Annotated in this window: 16 protein-coding genes; 10 read left to right on the forward strand and 6 right to left on the reverse strand. The window is 64.1% G+C overall.

Features of this window, described 5'->3' with window-relative positions:
• Positions 1 to 71: 71 nt before the first annotated feature.
• Positions 72 to 731, reverse strand: a complete 660-nt coding sequence (locus tag C1A13_RS04945; RefSeq protein WP_101549669.1) for a zinc ribbon domain-containing protein — start codon at positions 729 to 731, stop codon at positions 72 to 74.
• 66 nt (positions 732 to 797) lie between these two features.
• A complete protein-coding gene (locus tag C1A13_RS04950; RefSeq protein ID WP_101549671.1) occupies positions 798 to 1,313 on the reverse strand; it encodes a ferritin-like domain-containing protein in 516 nt (171 codons plus the stop codon).
• A 322-nt stretch (positions 1,314 to 1,635) separates the two neighbouring features.
• Here C1A13_RS04950 and C1A13_RS04955 point away from each other — a divergent pair, with 322 nt between their 5' ends.
• The 3 genes from C1A13_RS04955 (at position 1,636) to C1A13_RS04965 (ending at position 3,469) form a co-directional block, all read left to right on the forward strand.
• Positions 1,636 to 1,980 carry a helix-turn-helix domain-containing protein gene (locus tag C1A13_RS04955; RefSeq protein WP_172439170.1) on the forward strand — a complete coding sequence of 115 codons (345 nt, stop codon included), beginning with the start codon at positions 1,636 to 1,638 and terminating at the stop codon, positions 1,978 to 1,980.
• A gap of 185 nt (positions 1,981 to 2,165) precedes the next feature.
• Positions 2,166 to 2,585: a C-GCAxxG-C-C family protein gene (locus C1A13_RS04960; protein ID WP_101549674.1), complete on the forward strand. Its 420-nt coding sequence runs from the start codon at positions 2,166 to 2,168 to the stop codon at positions 2,583 to 2,585.
• On the forward strand, positions 2,582 to 3,469 hold the full coding sequence (locus C1A13_RS04965; RefSeq protein WP_101549676.1) for a radical SAM protein: 888 nt from the start codon (positions 2,582 to 2,584) through the stop codon (positions 3,467 to 3,469). The genes C1A13_RS04960 and C1A13_RS04965 overlap by 4 nt, the downstream gene beginning before the upstream one ends.
• Before the next feature lie 115 nt (positions 3,470 to 3,584).
• Here the strand turns inward: C1A13_RS04965 and C1A13_RS04970 are convergent, their stop codons facing one another.
• A complete protein-coding gene (locus C1A13_RS04970; RefSeq protein WP_101549678.1) occupies positions 3,585 to 3,857 on the reverse strand; it encodes a hypothetical protein in 273 nt (90 codons plus the stop codon).
• A 279-nt stretch (positions 3,858 to 4,136) separates the two neighbouring features.
• Here C1A13_RS04970 and C1A13_RS04975 point away from each other — a divergent pair, with 279 nt between their 5' ends.
• From C1A13_RS04975 to C1A13_RS04990, 4 genes are all read left to right on the forward strand, one after another.
• Positions 4,137 to 4,742 (forward strand): LexA family protein, encoded by a 606-nt coding sequence (locus C1A13_RS04975; RefSeq protein WP_101549679.1) that lies wholly within the window; start codon positions 4,137 to 4,139, stop codon positions 4,740 to 4,742.
• An 83-nt stretch (positions 4,743 to 4,825) separates the two neighbouring features.
• Positions 4,826 to 5,359, forward strand: coding sequence for an inorganic diphosphatase (locus C1A13_RS04980; protein ID WP_101549682.1), 534 nt, complete (start codon positions 4,826 to 4,828; stop codon positions 5,357 to 5,359).
• A 275-nt stretch (positions 5,360 to 5,634) separates the two neighbouring features.
• Complete coding sequence (feoB, locus tag C1A13_RS04985; protein ID WP_101549684.1) at positions 5,635 to 7,644, forward strand: ferrous iron transport protein B; 2,010 nt, start codon at positions 5,635 to 5,637, stop codon at positions 7,642 to 7,644.
• 41 nt (positions 7,645 to 7,685) lie between these two features.
• Positions 7,686 to 8,237, forward strand: coding sequence for a YcxB family protein (locus C1A13_RS04990; protein WP_101549686.1), 552 nt, complete (start codon positions 7,686 to 7,688; stop codon positions 8,235 to 8,237).
• A 51-nt stretch (positions 8,238 to 8,288) separates the two neighbouring features.
• Here C1A13_RS04990 and rny read toward each other — a convergent pair whose 3' ends face one another.
• From rny to C1A13_RS05005, 3 genes are all read right to left on the reverse strand, one after another.
• Positions 8,289 to 9,851 carry a ribonuclease Y gene (gene rny, locus C1A13_RS04995; protein ID WP_101549688.1) on the reverse strand — a complete coding sequence of 521 codons (1,563 nt, stop codon included), beginning with the start codon at positions 9,849 to 9,851 and terminating at the stop codon, positions 8,289 to 8,291.
• A 274-nt stretch (positions 9,852 to 10,125) separates the two neighbouring features.
• On the reverse strand, positions 10,126 to 10,398 hold the full coding sequence (locus C1A13_RS05000; protein ID WP_101549690.1) for a hypothetical protein: 273 nt from the start codon (positions 10,396 to 10,398) through the stop codon (positions 10,126 to 10,128).
• The gene (locus tag C1A13_RS05005; RefSeq protein ID WP_101549692.1) at positions 10,370 to 10,591 is read right to left on the reverse strand and encodes a hypothetical protein; all 222 of its coding nucleotides are present in this window, start codon (positions 10,589 to 10,591) and stop codon (positions 10,370 to 10,372) included. Before C1A13_RS05005 ends, C1A13_RS05000 begins: the two co-directional genes overlap by 29 nt.
• Positions 10,592 to 10,990: 399 nt before the next feature.
• Between C1A13_RS05005 and C1A13_RS05010 the strand changes: the two genes are divergently transcribed.
• From C1A13_RS05010 to C1A13_RS05020, 3 genes are all read left to right on the forward strand, one after another.
• Positions 10,991 to 11,446: a hypothetical protein gene (locus C1A13_RS05010; protein WP_101549694.1), complete on the forward strand. Its 456-nt coding sequence runs from the start codon at positions 10,991 to 10,993 to the stop codon at positions 11,444 to 11,446.
• Between the two features lie 345 nt (positions 11,447 to 11,791).
• Entirely contained in the window at positions 11,792 to 13,696 is a 1,905-nt protein-coding gene (thrS, locus tag C1A13_RS05015) for a threonine--tRNA ligase (protein WP_101549696.1), read from the forward strand.
• Positions 13,697 to 14,055: 359 nt separating this feature from the next.
• Positions 14,056 to 16,146 (forward strand): LysM peptidoglycan-binding domain-containing M23 family metallopeptidase, encoded by a 2,091-nt coding sequence (locus C1A13_RS05020; RefSeq protein ID WP_101549698.1) that lies wholly within the window; start codon positions 14,056 to 14,058, stop codon positions 16,144 to 16,146.
• Positions 16,147 to 16,185 lie beyond the last annotated feature (39 nt).

Below are 16,185 nucleotides of genomic sequence, written 5' to 3' on the forward strand. Positions count from 1 at the left end.
GTGTTTTTTGTGTCGGCACGCCGCGCGGGGAAAAAAGCCCGGGGCGGCCGTCTGGCCGCCCCGGGCGGGGGTTATTCGCGGTTGTCGTAGAGGACGCCGCCCCCCACCTCCAGCATCAGGGGGGAGTAGCCGTCCAGGCCGTCTGACAGGGTGAGCTTTGCCGTATAGGACTCGGTGAGCGTCTCCCCGGAGGCGGTGTTGCGGTCGAACCGCTGGGAAACGGTGTAGACGCCCGCCTCCTCGTCGACCGACAGGCCCTGCCGGTAAAAGTGGACGCTGGCGGGGTCGTAGGCCTGCGCGCGGACCATCTCCTGCGCGCAGGAGACGGCGTACCGCTCCGCATCGGTTTGCGCGCCGGCCTGCTCCCGCGGGGCTTCCGCGCCGGGGCGCAGCAGGAAGAAGAGGAGCCCGCCCGCCGCGAGCAGGATGACGAGCAGGACGGGAAGCAGCCACCGCGGCAGCTTACGCCGGGATTTCGGCGCGTCGCCGGGCGGGCTCTCGTCAAAGTCGGGGAGCAGCTCGGGCTCGGGCGGGACGCCGTCCGGCGTTTCCCCGCGCAGGCAGGCGTCGCACAGGTCGGAGACGCCGCCCTCGGGCAGCGGCCGCCCGCAGAGGATGCAGGCGCGCACCGGAGGGGCGTCCGCCCCGGCGGGGGCGGAGAGGGGCGCGCCGCAGTGCAGGCAGTAGGCGCTTTTGCGCGGGATGCGTTTTTTGCAGTAAGGGCAGACCATGCCGTTCCTCCTTCCGAGGGGGATTCTGGGAATATGATAGCACAGCCTCCGGAAAATGCAAGCGGGTCAGCAGCAGCTTTCGAGAATCCGCCGGAAGGCGCGGATGTGGAGCTGTTCGTCGAGGATGATGCGGTTGAGCATCGCGGAGATATAGCAGTCCTCGATCGCCGCCGCCTGGTACTGGTAGGTGTGGATGGCGGCCTGCTCGAGGGAGATGTCGCTTTGGACCGCCTCGCAGAGGGAGGCGTGGTAGGTCACCATATTGCCGTTCCAGGCCACCGGGCAGCCCTGCCGCGGGGAGCAGTAGCGCGGGTCGCCGCCGAGCAGCAGGACGAGCCTGCCGAAGATGTCGAGGTGGTGCATCTCGGTGATCGAGATGTGGTGAAGGGCGTCGGCGGCCTCGGGCGCGGAGCGTCCGAGTACGAGGCTGTGGTAGGTGTACTGGGTGATCGAGGTGAGCTCGCTGCCCGCGGAGGCGAAATTGGCCTGGAGCATTTGCGCGTAACGGGGATTGGGCCGCTCCACGCGGATGGGAGGATAGGGTTCCGGCGCCGCGTAGAGGATGGCGTTCTGATCGCTCATAGGGGTCCCTCCTGTCAGGTTTTTACATGTTTAAAGATATGCGCGGCGGCCTCCGGACAGACTGGGAAAAATTTTTCCGGAAAAGATGGGGCGTAGAGCTTCCACAGTGGTCATGAAAAACTTATAATAAAAGTATAATTTGCCTTCCATGCGAGCGGCTGTTTTGTCGAAAAAAACCGGTTTCAAAAAATGATGCACAAATTTGGGGGACGCTTTTACACAAATGGAAAATACATTTAATACTGGTAACATATATCTAGAACTATGGTAGTTTGAAATGGGTCGAAAAATGTATTATGATGTCGAAAAGGGGTGTGGACGCATGTCAAACAGCAACGAGGTAATCAGACGTAACATCCGGTTTGTACGCACTTCCCTTGGAATGACACAGGAACAGCTGGCGTTCGCATCGGGGATGACCACCGCCTGCGTAAGCAGGCTGGAGCGGGTCAACGGTAACCCGACGGTGCAGACGCTCGACCAGATCGCGGATGGCCTGAAGCTCCAGACCATGCGCCTCTTTGACGAGGACCTGATCTCCCCGGAGAACAGGCGGCTGACGGCGCTTCAGCGCAGCTTTTTCGCGGCGCAGGAGCTTCCCGCCGAGCGGCAGGAGGAGTTGAGCCTGCTGATTCAGAACTATATCAGCCTCGGGAAGCTCTTCTGAGGCCGGACCGCGGGCAGCGTAAAAGGCACGGGGCCGCCGATGGGCGGGCCCGTGCCTTTTTGCGCGCCGGACGATTTACAACCGGGGCGCAGGCTGGTATAATAACCGAAGCGGCTATCAAGCATTTATGATCAATCCCGCCTGTTTCGGCGGCAAAGGACAACCGTATTAAAGGAAGCGAAAAGATGGAAAATCGAGTGGAAAAGGCCGTGGCGCTGCATAAGCAGGGCTACAACTGCGCGCAGGCGGTGCTCTGCGCCTACTGTGACCTCTTCGGCATGGACGAGGAGACGGCGTTCAAAATCTCCGAGGGCTTCGGCGGCGGCATCGGCGGCATGCACAGCGGCGTGTGCGGCGCGACGAGCGCGGTCTATATGCTCGCGGGGCTCCAGGGGAGCGGCGGCTCGCCCGAGAAGGGGCTCACCAAGGCCGCGACCTACGCGCGGATCAAGGAGCTGGAGAGCATCTTCCAGGCGGAGAACGGCAGCACCACCTGCCGTCAGCTGATCGAGCGGCGCAAGGCGGGCGAGGGAAAGAGCTGCCGCGAGCTGGTGATCTATGCGGCCGGGCTCGTCGAGCGGGAGCTGCTCGGCGAAGGAAAATGAGGCTTGAACACTGCACCCTCTGCCCGCGCGCCTGCGGGGCCGACCGGAGGACGGGAAGGGGATTCTGCGGCGGCGGCGCGCTCCCGCGCGTCGCGCGCGCGGCCCTGCACCAGTGGGAGGAGCCCTGCATCAGCGGGACGCGCGGCTCGGGGACCGTCTTTTTCTCCGGCTGCCCGCTGCGCTGCTGCTTCTGCCAGAACTACCGGATCAGCGCGGAAAACTTTGGGAAGGAGATCTCCGTCGGCCGTCTGGCGGAAATCTTTCTCGAATTGCAGGCGCAGGGCGCGCACAATCTCAACCTCGTGAACCCCACCCACTGGGCGCCCTGGGTCGTGGAGGCGGTGGGGCGCGCCCGCCCCGCGCTCAAAATTCCCGTCGTCTGCAATTCGGGCGGCTACGAGTCTCCCGAGACGCTGGAGCTGCTTGGGAAGGTGGCGGACGTCTGGCTGCCCGACCTCAAATATGCCGACGCGGCGCGCGCGGCGCGCTATTCGGGCGCGCCCGACTATTTCCGGGCGGCGTCCTCCGCGATCGCCGAAATGTTCCGGCAGACGGGGCCCGTCCGGTTCGGAGCGGACGGGCTGCTCGAAAAGGGGCTCGTCATCCGCCATCTCGTGCTGCCGGGCGGGCTCCACGATTCGATCGCGGTGCTCGAATGGATCGCGGAAAACCTGCCGCTGGAGGAGATCCGTGTGAGCGTCATGAGCCAGTACACCCCCTTTTACCGCAGCGGGGAGTTCCCCGAGCTCGGCCGGCGGCTGAGCAGCTACGAATACCGCAGGGTGCTCGAGCGCGCGCGGGAGCTGGGCGTCCGCGGCTACATGCAGGAGAAAAGCTCCGCAAAAGAAGAATACACGCCCCCCTTTGATTTGGAGGGCGTGTAAAGACATGGAGTGCGTATCCACAGGGAACGCCAAAAGCAGGAGAGCCGCGGGATTCCCGCGGCTTTTTCACGCGCCGCGGACGCAGGATGGCGCCGGGCGGCGTGCGGGTACGCGTTCAGGCCGCGTGCGCGGCGGCGACGCGGCGGCGGACAGGCCGCGCCTGCGCGGCCTGCGTCGGGGGCGCCGGCGCATGGCGGCGCCGGGCCGGCTTCTTGGAGCCCGCCCGCGCGCAGAAGACGCCGATCGCGGTGAAGGCGACGAGCTGGAGGATGCATTCCCAGAGGGAAATGCCGCCCGTCTCCCATGCGCCGAGCGAACCGAGGACCAAAAACGCCGAAACCACCGTAAGCAGTTGGAACAGATAGCGGATATGATAGAACAGTTTCATCCGGATGCCTTCCTTCCTCCGCGCCGACCGTTTCCCGGCGGACGGCCTCCCGCGCGGAAAAGGAGGCGTCCGGACTGCCGAAAAACAACGATTGTTTGTATTTTCAATATACAACAACTAATGGTTGTTGTCAAGCTGTTTTACAACTTTTTTGATTATTTGGATTGACAGATACAACCTATTGATGTAAAATATAACTGTCAGTATAAATGGCTGCGGGGACGGCGGCGCGGGCCGGACAGCGGGTTCCTCCCGCGCGCCGGGAAAGGGAGAAGATCGATGTTTTCCGAACGGTTGAGGGCGCTTCGCAAGGAGCGCAAAATTTCGCAGGGCGCGCTGGCCGCGCAGCTCGGCATCAGCCAGCAGGCGGTCGGCAAGTGGGAGACGGGGCGTTCCACCCCCGACCCCGGCACGCTCCGCAAAATCGCCGACCTCTTCGGCGTATCGGCCGACGGCCTGCTCGGGCGGGACGACGCGCATTCCGCGCCGGTGTGGCCGGGCGCGGAGGTGCTCGTGCCGGTGCTCGGCACCGTCAAGGCGGGCTACGACGCCTACGCCTTTGAGGAGGATTACGGCAGTGAGCCCGCGAACGTCAAAAACCCGCGCGACTATTTCTACCTGATCGTGCGCGGGGACAGCATGGAGCCGCGCATCAGCAGCGGCGACCTCGCGCTCGTCCACAGCCAGCCCGACGTCGAAAGCGGGGATCTGGCCGTCGTGCTTGTCGACGGGGAGGAGGGCACCCTTAAAAAGGTGCTCAAAAAGGAGGGCGCGGTGATCTTGCAGCCCTTCAATCCCGCCTACCAGACGCAGGTCTTCATCGGCGGGGAAATCGACCGGCTCACCATCGTGGGCAAGGTCGTGGAGACAAAAACCAAGTGGTAGGTTGCTTATTGGGCCGCGGTGTGCTAAAATCATCCTGACAGGACGCTACAGGGCTAGAGAAGTTTTGAAAAGGGGTTATCGGATTGAATATTTGGCATGACATGTCGCCCAAGCGCATTACCAAAAACGACTTTATCGCTGTGATCGAAATCCAGAAGGGCGGGAAGAATAAGTACGAGCTGGATAAGGAGACGGGGCTGATCATCCTCGACCGGATCCTCTACACCTCCACCCACTATCCCGCCAACTACGGCTTCATCCCGCGCACCTACGGCGACGACAACGACCCGCTCGACGTGCTGGTGCTCTGCTCCGAGGCGCTCATCCCGCTGAGCCTCGTGCGCTGCTACCCGATCGGCGTCATTTCGATGATCGACAACGGCAAAAACGACGAGAAGATCATCGCGATCCCCTTTGAGGACCCGATGTACAACCACTACCGGGATATCAGCGAGCTGCCCGAGCATGTCTTTGCCGAGATGCGCCACTTCTTCAGCGTCTACAAATCCCTCGAGGGCAAACAGACCGCCGTCAACGAGGTGGCCGGCCCCGAAACCGCGATCGAGATCGTCCAGAACGCGATCGACCACTACGTCGAGAAATTCTGCCGCGGATAGATCCCGCGAAGCTCCGGAAATACGGAAAACCCCCGCCGCTGTGATACAGCGGCGGGGGGTTTTGCGCGGCGGCGGGATCGCCCGCGCGAAGCGCGGGGCGCCGCGGGGCCGCCAGCGGGCGGCCCCGCGGCGTGCCGTCCCGTGGGACGGCCGATCCCGCCGCGTCTCCGTCCCTTCCGCCGCGCCCTCCGGCGGCGAGGGCTAAAAATTCCCGCCGTGTCATATGCTGGTGGCAGGGGACAAACCCGAATCGGAAACGCGGGGAGGAACGGGCAATGCGGACGGTGGCGCTGGCGGGCAATCCCAACTGCGGCAAGACCACCCTGTTCAACCGGCTCACGGGGCAGAGCCAGCACGTGGGCAACTGGGCGGGGGTGACGGTCGAACGCCGGGAGGGACGGATCGAAGCGGCGGGAGAGCGGGCGGTGCTCGTCGACCTGCCGGGCATCTATTCGCTCGCGGCGTATACGCTGGAGGAGCGGGTCGCGCGGGAGTTCCTGCTCGGCGGGCAGGCGGACGCGGCGGTCAACATTTTGGACGGCACCTCGCTCGAACGGGGGCTCTACCTGACGCTGCAGCTCTGCGAGCTGGGGACCCCGATGGCGGTCGCCGTGGGAATGATGGACGAGGTGCGGGCGGCGGGCGGCGGCGTGGACGCCGCCCGGATGGAAAAGCTGCTGGGGGTGCCGGTGGTGCCCGTCGCGGCGAGGAAGGGGGAGCGTGTGGAGGAGCTGGCGGCCGCGGCGCTGGGCCGCGCGCGCGTCCCGCCGCCGCCCCGGTACGGGGAACCGCTCGACGGCGCGATCGCGGAGGCGGCGCGCGCCGTCGAAGGAGCGGTGCGGGAACCGGGCCGGCTGCGGTTCTATGCCGCCGGGCTGCTGGAGGACCCGGACGCGTTCAAGGACCGCCTGCGCCTCACCGCCCGACAGAGGTGGGAGCTGCGGCGCATCCGCGCGTCGCTCGAGCGGGAGACGGGGGAGGACACGGCCTCGCTCATCGCGGGGGCGCGCTACCGGCTGATCGAACGCATCCTGCGGGAGGCGGTGAAAACGCCGCCCCGGCCCGCGGGCGGGACCCTCACCGACCGGATCGACGGGGCGGTCCTGCACCGGAAGCTGGCCTTCCCGATCTTCCTGGCCGCGATGGCCGGGATGTTCGGCGTCTGCTTCGGAGGGCCGGGGCTCGCGCTCAAAGGCTGGATGGAACGGCTGCTCGCCGGGCTTTCGGCGGGCCTTTCCGGATGGCTTCCCGCGCTCGGCGTGTCGCCGCCCGTCTCCGACCTGCTGGTGGGCGGCGTGCTCGGCGGGGTGGGCAGCGTCCTCACCTTTCTGCCGCAGGTGGCGCTCATCTTCCTCTGCCTCACGCTGCTCGAGGAGTGCGGCTACCTCTCCCGCGCGGCCTTTCTGATGGACCTGCCCCTGCGGCGGCTGGGGCTCACGGGCAAATCCTTCATCCCCATGCTGATGGGCTTCGGCTGCACCACGCCGGCGGTCATGGCCGCCCGCACGCTGGGGGGCGAGCGGGACCGGCGGCTGACCATCCTGCTGACCCCCTACCTGCCCTGCAGCGCGCGCTTCCCGATCTACGCCCTCTTCGCCGGGGTCTTCTTCCCGCGGCGGCAGGGACTGGCGGTCGCGGCGCTCTACCTTGCGGGGATTGCGGCGATGGCGGCGGTCGGCTGGTTTTTGCGCAAAGGCCCCTTCCGGGGGCGGGAGGCCCCCTTCCTCATGGAGTTCCCGCCCTACCGCGCCCCCTCGCTGCGAAACGTCCTGCGCAACACCGGGGAAAAGTGCGGCGACTTCCTGCGCAAGGCGGGGACCCTCATCTTTGCGATGAGCGTGCTCATCTGGCTGCTCCAGCATGTGGACGGGGGACTCCGCTTCACGGCGGACCCCGCCGCCAGCCTCTTCGCGCGGGCGGGCGGCGTGCTCGCGCCCCTCTTTTCGCCGCTCGGCTTCGGCTTCCGGGAGGCGGCGGTCGCGCTGCTCGCCGGGCTGGTCTCCAAGGAGGCGGTCGTCTCGACGCTGGGGGTGTCGCTCGCGGGGGAGGGGCCTCTCGCGGCGGCGCTCGCCGCGCGGTTTTCCCCCCTCTCCGCCGCGGCCTTCCTCGTCTTCTGCGCGCTTTACGCCCCCTGCGTGTCGGCGCTCGCGACGATGCGCCGCGAGCTCCATTCCACCTGGCGCGCGCTCGCGGCGGCCCTCCTGCAAACCGCCGTCGCCTATGCCGCCGCGCTCGCGGTCTTCCAGCTTGGCACGCTCGCCCAAAACCTCGCCGGATTGCTTTGAGCCGCCGGGCGTGCTAGAATGGAGGAAAAGGAGGCGGCAAAATGGAACACACGGCGGAATCCGCGCGTTTTGCGGCGCGGATGAAACAGGACGACCGGATGTACCGGCAGCTGATCCGGTTCCACCACAAATACCTGACGCATCTGTTTTTATGTTTTCGGATCGTCGGCGTCGTCGCCCTGCTGGCATTCCTGATGACGCTGGCGGAGGCCCTCGCGACGGGGAGCGGCGGGGCGGCCTTTCGGCTGGTCGAAGCCGCCCTGCTGGGCCTGCTCTTTCTTTTCGCGCCCGAGTGGGTCACCGCCCTGTCGGTGCGCTCCGCCCGCAAAAACCGGGTCTCCGGCATGCTGGAGACCCGGATGGCCTTCTACGGCGACCGCATGGCGTGGGAGACTGACCAGAGCGCGGGGGAAATCTACTACAGCCAGTTCGTCAAGGCGTTTGAGACGCGGGAGGGCTACTACCTCTACATCACGAGGCAGCAGGCCTACGTGCTGGGGCGGGACGGCTTCACGCGGGGGGACCCGGAGGAATTCCGCGCGTTTTTTGAAGCGGCGGCGGGCAGGCCGGTCAAATGGAAGGGCCCGAGATAGGACGTACGGAAAAAGGGCGCCGGAATTTCCGGCGCCCTTTGGCGTAAAAGCTTATTTCGCGTATTCGATCGCACGGCTCTCGCGGATGCAGTTGACCTTGATCTGCCCGGGGTAGTCGAGCTCGCTTTCGATCTTCTTGACGATCTCGCGCGCGACGATGGTCATCTGGTCGTCCGAGACGACGTCGGGCTTGAGCATGATGCGCACCTCGCGGCCGGCCTGGATGGCGTAGCACTTCTCGACGCCGTCGAAGGAATTGGCGATCTCCTCGAGCTTTTCAAGACGCTTGATGTAGTTCTCGAGGTTCTCCCTGCGGGCGCCGGGGCGGGCGGCGGAGATCGCGTCGGCCGCCTGGACCAGGCAGGCCACGATCGTCCGGGGCTCCACGTCGTTGTGGTGCGCTTCGATCGCGTGGATGATATCGGGGCTCTCCTTGTACTTGCGGGCGAGGTCGACGCCGATCTGCACGTGGGAACCCTCGATCTCGTGGGTCATCGACTTGCCGATGTCGTGGATGAGGCCCGCGCGGCGCGCCTGCGCCTCGTCGGCGCCGAGCTCCGCGGCCATCATGCCGGCAAGCTGGGAGACCTCGATCGAATGGCTAAGTACGTTCTGGCCGTAGCTCGAACGGTAACGCATGCGGCCGAGCAGCTTGACCAGCTCGGGATGCATGCCGTGCACGCCGCACTCCATAACGGCACGTTCGCCGTCCTGCTTGATCTTGCCCTCGATCTCGCGGCGGGCCTTGTCGACCGTCTCCTCGATGCGGGCGGGATGGATGCGGCCGTCCTGGATGAGCCGCTCGAGCGCGACGCGCGCGGTTTCGCGCTTGACGGCGTCGTGGCTCGAAAGGGTGATCGCCTCGGGGGTGTCGTCGATGATGAGGTCGACGCCGGTGAGGGTTTCGAGGGTGCGGATGTTGCGCCCCTCGCGCCCGATGATGCGGCCCTTCATTTCGTCGCTGGGCAGCGGGACGACCGAGACGGTGATCTCCGCCACATAGTCGGCCGCGCAGCGTCCGATGGCGGCGGCGATGATCTCGCGCGCCTTCTGGTCGGACTCGTCCTTGAGCTGGCTCTCATACTGGGAAATCTTGAGGGCCTTTTCGTGGGTCAGCTCGCCTTCGAGGTTGGCGAGCAGATAATTCTTAGCCTGGTCGGCGGTGAAGCCGGAGATCTTTTCGAGCATGTCGAACTGGTGGGTCTTGACCTGCTCGGCCTCCTGGAGCTTGGTGTCCGCCTCCTTGAGTTTTGACTGAAGGGTTTCTTCCTTCTTTTCGAGGTTGTCGAGCTTTTTGTCGACCGACTCCTCTTTCTGCTGGATGCGCCGTTCGAGGCGGGAAACCTCCGAGCGGCGTTCCTTCATTTCCTTTTCATTGTCCTGCTTGAGCTTGTAAATTTCGTCCTTCGCCTCAATGATGGCTTCTTTCTTTTTTGTTTCCGACGCTTTGATTGCGTCGCTGATCAGCCGTTTCGCTTCCTCCTCGGCGGAACCGAGCGCCGCTTCCGCGGCCTTTTTGCGGTATGCAATACCCAGGAAAAATGCGATTACCGCGCCAACTAAAAAAGCACCAATCACACTGACGACAAACGGAATGAATCCGATTGTGCTCATGGGGAACACTGACCTCCTTTATTCCATTTTCAATGTCCGCAATCCGCGCGCGGAAAGCCGTGCGCGGATAGAATATTTTTATTGGCACAGCGCGGGAAAGCGGGGAAAAAACGCCAAAACCTTCCGTGCGATGATACCATAAAACATACTGCATGACATTACTATTTTATATGGATGTCATAGGATTGTCAAGAATTATTGCGAAATTGTGAACTTTTAGAGGGCAATTCGGACAAAAAAAGCGGGCGGCCGCCAAAACGGCGGCCGCCCCGGTTCAGCAGAGGCCCTGCGCGAGGAACTTTAAGGTGTAGGAGTAGCCCTCGCGGAAGTACAGTTCGCAGGTATAGGACTCAATGCGGGTGGTGCATTCGAGAAGCTGGTCGAGAAGGTCCCGGCTCTCGTCGCCGCCGCTTTCGAGGCGGGCACGGAGAAGGCGCTCGAGCTCGATGCGGGATTGGCGGAGCTGGAAGAGCTCGTCCGGTTCCTTGACGCTCTCTTCATAGCAGGAGCGGTAGATTTCATTGATGAGCGGCCTGCGTGCGTTCATGCTGTTCCTCCATTCCGGGGTTCGTCCCCTCGTTCTGCAAGCTGTATTCGATCATGCTGACGACGACATTATTGAAGCTCGTGTCATATTCCGAGGCGATCCGCTCGACCTCCCGGATCAGCTGTTCCGACAGATAAAGGGTCTTGTAGAAGGACTTTTCCCTGCCCTTTGTCTGCCGGGGTGTAAACGGCATGGAAAACGCCTCCTCCCTTTTTTTTGACACCTTCATTTTAGGATAAAAGCCCAACAGAGCATAGATGAGAAATTTTTGGTTTATGGTAAACGTTATCTTGCCTTTTATTTTATCGTGTTCCCCAAGCGGGGAACAGCGAATGGAACCGCACATTTGGTGCGCTACATTTATCATATCACGGCATACGCAGCTTGTAGACAAGCGGAGAGCTTGTAAATACAGGGTATTTGTTGGTATTTGACAGCCCACCTCCCAAAGATCATATCACAAAATCCTGCGGCGGTGGGGAAATCGGATAAAGTAGTAGAAAGTAGGAGCGGAGAGAAAATGTGTGCAATCTGCCAGCTTGCGACGGGCGCGCCGCCTGTGCTATAATATCTCCATTGTGAGGTGTGCGGAATGGACGAACGGGAGCTTTTGCAGGCGATCGGGCGGATGATGGATGACAAGCTGTCCCCCATCGGGACGCAGCTCGGCAAGGTGGAGTCGCGCCTCGGCAACGTGGAGACGCGCCTTGGCGGCATGGAATCGCGTCTGGGAAATGTGGAGACGCGCCTCGACCGGATGGACCTGCGGCTCGACGGCGTGGAGACGCGGATGGACCTTGTGGAGACGCGCCTCAGCGGCGTCCGGACCCAGCTCGGCAACCTCGACGCGCGCGTCGGCGGCGTGGAGGCGGAGGTCGGGACGGTCGGCGCCCGCATCGACCGCATGGAGGACGACGTCAAGGAAATCCGCCGCGACGTGAAGAAGGTCGCGTGGCAGGTGGACACCCTCTACGGCTGGGTCGACGAGGTCGACCTGCGCAGCAAAAACACCCGCGAAATCGTCGAAAACCTCCCGCTCGCCAAGTAAATCCGTTCCATTGCGAAAGAACGGTTGACAGCCGCGCGGCGGCGTGCTAAGATAATCTGTAAAGCAGAACATCCCCAACAGCGTTGACGGGGAACGTCCCGGCGCAAGGGCGCGCCACAGAGAGAAGCGGTTTAAGCTGAAAGCCGCTTCACGCGCCGCGAATGGACGACCGCCCCCCGAGCGCGTGCGACGAGCACGCCGGCCGATCCCGTTACCGATCGTCGAGCGGCGCGATTTTTTGCGCAATTCGGGTGGAACCGTGGAGCAGAGCCTTCATCCCGTCTTTTGGGGATGAGGGCTTTTTTTATTGCGTAAAATAACCTCGGATAGAAAGGAAGCAGGAATATGATAAACGTAACGTTGAAAGGCGGCGTCGTCAAGGAGTTTGAATCCGGCACGACCGCCGCGGAAGTGGCAAAGAGCCTCGGCGCGGGCCTCTATAAGGCGGCCTGCGCGGCCAGGGTCGACGGGAAGGCCGTCGACCTGCGCACCCCGCTCACGGAGGACTGCACCCTCGCGATCCTCACCTTCGACGACCCGGAGGGCAAGCATGCCTTCTGGCACACCGCCTCCCACGTGCTGGCGCAGGCGGTCATGCATCTATACCCCGACACGAAATACACGATCGGACCCGCTGTCGAAAACGGCTTCTACTACGATTTCGACGTCGAGAAGCCCTTCACCCCCGAGGACCTCGCCAAGATCGAAAAGGAGATGACGGCGATCGTCAAGACGGGGGAGGAGCTCGAGCGGTTCGAGCTCGACCCCGCCGACGCGAAGGAGCTCATGAAGGACCAGCCCTACAAGCTCGAGCTCATTGACAAGCACTCGGGCGCGGGGGAGAAGATCAGCTTTTATAAGCAGGGCGACTTCACCGACCTGTGCGCCGGCCCGCATCTGATGAGCGTCGCGCCCCTCAAGGCGATCAAGCTCGTGCAGAGCACCGGCGCCTATTGGCATGGCGACAGCAACAACCGGATGCTCTGCCGCGTCTACGGCATCGCCTTCCCCAAGGCGAGCGAGCTGGAAAGCTACCTCAACATGCTCGAGGAGGCCAAGCGCCGCGACCACCGCAAGCTCGGCCGCGAGCTCGACCTCTTCGACATCTACGAGGAGGGCCCCGGCTTCCCCTTCTTCTTCCCCAAGGGCATGGTGCTGCGCAACACGCTGGAGAGCTTCTGGCGCGAGCTGCACCGCCAGCGCGGCTATGAGGAGATCCGCACCCCGCTGATCCTCTCGGAGGAGCTGTGGCACCGTTCGGGCCACTGGGACCATTACAAGGACAACATGTACACCACCAAGATCGACGACCGCGACTTCGCGATCAAGCCGATGAACTGCCCGGGCGGCATGCTCGTCTACAAGCGCAAGCTCCACTCCTACCGCGACCTGCCCGAGCGGATGGCCGAGCTGGGCATCGTGCACCGCCACGAGCTGTCCGGCGCGCTGCACGGGCTGATGCGGGTGCGCTGCTTCACCCAGGACGACGCCCACATCTATATGACCCCCGAGCAGATCGAGGAGGAGGTCCTCGGCGTCATGGACCTGATCGACAGCATCTATAAGGTGTTCGGGTTTGAATACTTCCTCGAGCTGTCCACCCGTCCGGAGGACTCGATGGGCACCGAGGAGCAGTGGAACATGGCGACGGAGGCGCTCCGGAACGCGCTGGAGAAGAACGGCAAGCCCTACTCGGTCAACGAGGGGGACGGCGCCTTCTACGGCCCGAAGATCGACTTCCACCTGCGCGACTGCATCGGGCGCACCTGGCAGTGCGGCACCATCCAGCTCGACTTCCAGATGCCCGAGCGGTTTGACCTCACCTATACCGGCAAGGACGGCGAGAAGCACCGCCCGGTCATGCTCCACCGCACCGCGCTCGGCAGCATCGAACGGTTCATCGGCATCCTCACCGAGCACTACGCGGGCGCGTTCCCGCTCTGGCTCGCGCCGGTGCAGGTCAAGGTCCTGCCCGTGACCGACGAGCACATCCCCTACGCGCAAAAGGTGTCCGACGCGCTCACCGCCGCGGGACTGCGCGTCGAGACGGACAGCCGCAACGAGAAGGTCGGCTACCGCATCCGCGAGGCGCAGCTCCAGAAGATCCCCTATATGCTCGTGCTCGGCGGCAAGGAGGCCGAGGCGGGCGAGGTCGCGGTGCGCGACCGCCGCGACGGCAAGACGACTACGATGTCCCTCGAGGCGTTCCTCGAAAAGGCGAAGGCCGAGGTCGACTCCAAGGCCAACTGAACAGACGGAACCGCATGAAAAAGCAGCCGCGCGAGCGGCTGCTTTTTTGCCGCCCGGCGTCGGCCGGCTTCCCGCGCGGGGAATCGCGCCGAGGCTTTGGGCGGCGGACGGGTTTCCTGAGATTTCCGGCCGTACACAGAATATTCACAGACTGTCGAAACTACCGCCACATAAATCGTGTTAACTATACAGGTAGCACGCGTTTCCGGCAGATACTTGCCTAAAACGCGGATTTATAGTACAATATTACCCTACGACATGCTTCCGGTCCCCGTGTTTTTCACGGGGGCGCTGTGAAGTGCGGCCTTCGCGCAAGACGCGCCGGGGCCCGGCGAATCCACGGGAAGGAGGTGGCCTGCTTGGCGCCATACGACAAGATGCCGGACGATTCCGTACCGGAGCCGGACGATTCCCCGCTCGGCGAACTGGCGGAAGCGGAACCGGAAGAAGCGGCCCCCTCCGGTGAGCTCGAGGAGCTCGCCGCGCCCGCCGGGGAACCGTCCCCTCCCGCCGGGGAGGCCGCCTCCGAAACGGAGGACGGCGCGGAGCCGCCGCCCGCCCAAAGGGCGGAGAGCCCCTTCGTCCGGTCGGTCAAGCGCCTCTGGTTCAGGGCGGCAAACGCCTTTTACGCCTACTGCTATTTTGTGGGCATCCAGCTGCTGCGCACGACCCGCGCCAAACGGCGGCATGTGGCGCACGGCTTCCACCGGATGGAGGAGGAGGCCGCCGCCCGCCGCCGCAAGTACTTCAACCGTCTGCGCGCCCGTCTGCGCGGCTATTGGCGGGACCTCGTCTCGCCGCTGACCGAGCTGCGCGAGCAGTGCCGGGGATTTTCCAAGGCGGTCGACAACGCGCGGCGCTACGGCACCTCCCGCAACGTCGCCAACGTCGTCCTGAACGCTGCCGGGTTCTGGCTGAAGCGGCTGTGGCGGATCTTCCGGACGCTGCTCAACTATGCCGCGCCCATCGCGGCGTGCGTGCTGCTCTACTTCACCGTCCGCTATTTCGCCGGCTTCCAGCTCGCGCTGCACGTCGAATACAACGGCGTCGACATCGGCTACGTCTCCAACGAGACGGTGTTCACCGAGGCGGAGAAGGACATGAAGGAGCGTATGATCCTCGGCGACGTGCTCGTCGCCGACCCGACCGCCGAGGAGGAGGACACCAACGAGGTCCAGGAGGCCGAGCAGGCCGCCGAAGAGGCGGAGGAGCAGGCCAAGACGATCCGTCCGCGCTTTGAGCTGACGCCCGTCACCCGCGACCCGTTCAGCAGGTTCATGGGGCGGTTCGTGCACACGGCCGACCCGAGCCAGCTGCTCGACGCGGACGAGCTGACCAACCGCCTGATCCGCGCGGTGAGCCGGAGCGAGAACAATCCCGACGGCTTCGCGGTCGAAGAGGCGACGGGGCTTTATATCGACGGGACCTACATCGGCGCCGTCACCGACGGGGACGGGCTGCTCGACCTGCTCTATGAGATGAAGGAGCGTTACCGCACCTCCGACATGGAGGAGAGCACGAGCATCCAGTTCGTGAAGAAGGTGGAGGTCAAGCAGGGCCTCTATCCCTCCGGCCCGAACGGCTCGATCCGTTCGCTCGAGGAGATCCGCTCGCTGCTCGACAAGGAGGAGCGCGGCAAGAAGATCTACACGGTGGTCAGCGGCGACGACCCGCTGAAGATTGCGGCCAAAAACGGCATCACGCTCGACGAGCTCAAGGCGATGAACCCGGGCGTCGACGTGAGCCTCTTCCCGGGCGACGAGCTGCTGATCGCGAACTCGGTGCCCTACCTGGGCGTCAAGGTGACCGAGACGATCCGGTATGAGGAGGAGCTCGAATACGAGATCACCCAGCGCACCGACCCCGACCACGACATCGGCTACTACCAGATCGTCCAGCAGGGCGAAAAGGGCGTGCGCGAGGTGACCGCCGAGATCGTCATGACCGACGGCGTCGAGACCGACCGCAACATCCTCAACACCACCATCGTCAAGGAGCCGGTCAACCAGATCGTCGTCGTGGGCGGCAACCGCCCGCTCAAGGTCATCCCCAAGGATTCGAGCGGCAGGGTGGCCTCCGGCGCCTTCCAGTGGCCGACGATCGCCGGCTCGATCAACCCGGGCTTCCTCGGGTACTGGGGCCACACGGGCTCCGACATCTCGTGGAGCGGCTGCTACGGCAGCCCCGTCCTCGCCTCGGCCGACGGCACCGTCGTCGCGTCCGGCTGGCGCGGACTCTACGGCTACTGCGTCGTTATCGACCACGGCGGCGGGATGCAGTCCCTCTACGCGCATTGCAGCGCGCTCTACGTCTCCGCCGGGCAGCAGGTCTCCCAGGGCGAGACAATCGCCGCCATCGGCGCGACCGGCAACGCCTACGGCCCCCACCTGCACTTCGAGATCCGCGTCAACGGTACGCCGGTCGACGCGGCCCCCTACCTCTATGGTTAAATTTCCCGCGGACGCACGCGCTCCGCGCGCTTTCCAGCG

It is taken from the genome of Anaerotruncus massiliensis (ex Togo et al. 2026) (assembly GCF_900199635.1).
GTDB classification, from domain to species: Bacteria; Bacillota; Clostridia; order Oscillospirales; family Ruminococcaceae; genus Anaerotruncus; species Anaerotruncus massiliensis.